Raw genomic sequence first — 2,711 nt, 5'->3', positions numbered from 1 at the left:
TCGTTCATTCTCTCTGCCGAAGCCTCTCGTGTTGGCGGCGTTTGCAGTGAAGCGCCACCCGCCGCGTGATTGCGACCTGCTGCGGACTCGGAGGTCCGCGCTCCATGGGACGCTGAGCGCTCGCGGAGCGACCTCCGGCACGGCCCAGGGGATGCGCTGAAAATTTTTGCCTCATTTTCGCGGCCATCCCTTGCGCCTGCGCGTTAATCGGCCATGCATCACACTCACACATGAGCCAAAAAAACTGGGATGTCATTGTCATCGGCGGCGGGCCTGCAGGGGCCACGGCTGCGGCCACACTGCGTCAGGCCGGTCGTAGCGTGCTGGTGCTGGAAAAGGCCAAGTTTCCCCGCTTTCACATCGGCGAGTCCTTGCTGCCCTACAATCGCAGCATCTTTGATGAACTGGGCGTGTGGTCGAAGATCCAGGCCGCCGGGTTCATGGTGAAGCGCGGCGCGCAGTTTTGGATGGGCGACGGCTCGATCCACACGCGGATGAATTTTTCGCGGGGCTCGTTCACCGAGTTTCCAGAGTCGCTGCAAGTCGAGCGGGCGACGTTTGACGACATCCTGCTGCGCCATGCGGAGGAGCTGGGCGCGGAGGTGCGGGAGGAGGCGCTGGTCACCGAGCACCGCGTGGAAAAAGACCGCGTGACGGTGAAGTTTCGCGCCAAGGACGGCGTGGAGCACGAAGTGCAGGCGGCGTTTCTCATGGATGCCAGCGGGCTGGGCAACTTCACGGCGAACCGCGAGAACCTGCGGGACTACTACCCCGAACACAAAAAGATCTCCATCTTCGGCCACTACAGCGGCGTGCAGATGACCACCGGGGAGGAGAAGGGCGACATCCTGATCATCCGCCGCGAAAACTCCTGGTTTTGGATGATCCCGCTTTCCGATGACAAGGTGAGCGTGGGCCTCGTGCTGGATCAGGCGCAGTTCAAGGCGCTGAAGAAGGACCCGCAGGAGGTGTTTGACGATGCGGTGCAAAACACGCGGGCCTTGCGCGAGCGCATGATCAACGCCAAGCCCATCACGCAGGGGCATGTGCTCACCGATTTTTCCTACACGAACCGCAAGCTCGTTTCCGACCGCATCGTGCGCGTGGGGGATGCCGCAGGGTTCATTGATCCGGTGTTCTCCAGCGGCGTCATGCTGGCCATGAGCAGCGGCCGGCAGGGGGCGAAGGTGGTGCATGCGGCCATTGCCGCAGGCAAGGCTTACACCTTTGCCATGAAGCGGTATGAATGGGCCACCCGCAGGCACGTGAGCGGCTTCTGGCAGTTCATCGAGCGGTTTTACACCAAGCACTTTGCGCAGATTTTCTTCCAGCCGAGCAACAAGTTCCGCCTGCTCTGCGCCATCAACTGCACGCTGGCCGGTCGCACCCAGATGACCTTCGGCACCTGGTGGCGCCTGCGGCTGTTTTTCACCCTGGTGTGGATCCAGAAATACCACCCCATTGCGAAGCCGATCAGGATACGGTGAGGCTGGGGGGCGTTGAGCCGCTGCACCGCTGGACTCTGTGGAGCGCGGACCTCCGAGTCCGCAGCGCCCCGCAGACAGCATGCGCGCCGCTTTTAATAAAGAGTGGCGGAGCGCGGATCTCCGAGTCCGCAGCGCTCCGCAGACAGCAGGCGTGCCGATTTTAATCAATCGGACGGGACAAGCGGCGTAGGCCCACGACTTCCAGCTACTCAGGTGCTATTCAAGTAGTCGCCATATGTGGGCGCTTGAGCCAAGCGGAGCATCCATCGCTGGCGGAGTGCTGCGGACTCGGAGGTCCGCGCTCCTTCGGCGCTGGGTGTTCGCGGAATGCTTGTTGCTGGCGGAGTGCTGCGGGCTCGGAGGCCCGCGCTCCAGGGGCGCTGGGTGCTCGCGGAGTGTTTGTTGCTCACGGAGCGCTGCGTGCCTCCGGTGGCGGGCTGCATCACCGTACCTTCACCCGCAGCATCGGCGCGGAGCGTGTGCCGTTCTCCTTGGTGGCGAAGGCGTGGACGAGGCCGCTTTCCTGGTCCTCGTTGGTCTCGCGGCAGATGATCAGGGTGGCGATCTGATTGGTGTCGGCGCTGAGGAAATCGGCGAGGTCTTTGCCGCGCAGTTTGCGGGTACCGCGATTGATGCCCTGGGCGATCTCGAACTTGCCGAGGAGTTTGACTTTGGTGGCCACGGGGAGGTGGCGGTCGGGCTGCGCGGGGTCGTGGGCGGGGGCTTGCTGCCAGGTCAGGCCGGCTTCTTCCCAGGCGTCGGCGCTTTCATCCAGCACGCCATAGACGGCGAAGGTGCTGTCCGGCACGAAGCTGGCGAAGCCGAGTTCGCTGGGCTCGATGGTGAGCACGAGTTCCGCATCCTCGATGGCGCGACCGCGAAACTTGCTGAGGTCAAAGGCGATGTAGCCTTTGCGGTTGAGGTCGGGCTTGGTGTCCTTGCTGCGCTTCACGCGGAAGAAGGGGTGCGTGCCGAAGTCGTTCGGCATTTTATCAGAAGACTGGATGTAGCTGTCTTTGCCACGGCCAAACGCTGTGGTGACGGCCTGCCAGCCGTCTCCGGCATCCATGACGATGGAGGGCTGCCAGCGGCTGGGCTCGGCATCGGCGTCATCGCCGGCGGAGGGGTGCATCTGTCTCTGCGACCAGCCACGGTCCACGCGCTGGCCTTTTTCCAGCTTCTTGGTGGCGGCGCCGGTCTTGTCGTCCACCTCCACAAGGCCTT

The 2,711-nt window shown here is 63.3% G+C and carries 2 protein-coding genes; one reads left to right on the top strand and one right to left on the bottom strand.

Features of this window, described 5'->3' with window-relative positions; genetic code table 11:
• Positions 1–230 precede the first annotated feature (230 nt).
• The gene (locus ACIREA_RS30150) at positions 231–1,487 is read left to right on the top strand and encodes an NAD(P)/FAD-dependent oxidoreductase (protein ID WP_397386020.1); all 1,257 of its coding nucleotides are present in this window, start codon (positions 231–233) and stop codon (positions 1,485–1,487) included.
• 442 nt (positions 1,488–1,929) lie between these two features.
• Here the strand turns inward: ACIREA_RS30150 and ACIREA_RS30145 are convergent.
• The coding region (locus ACIREA_RS30145) for a DNRLRE domain-containing protein (protein ID WP_397386019.1) at positions 1,930–2,711 on the bottom strand (782 nt) is incomplete at its 5' end.

Source organism: Prosthecobacter sp., from assembly GCF_044373815.1.
GTDB lineage: Bacteria > Verrucomicrobiota > Verrucomicrobiia > Verrucomicrobiales > Verrucomicrobiaceae > Prosthecobacter.
The sequence above is the reverse complement of the archived record's forward strand: the minus strand, read 5'-3'. Positions and strand labels throughout refer to the sequence as shown.

What these genes read in the sequence shown, in the direction of transcription:
- ACIREA_RS30150 (WP_397386020.1), top strand. Translation starts at nt 231, where the DNA reads ATGAGCCAAAAAAACTGGGATGTCATTGTCATCGGCGGCGGGCCTGCA.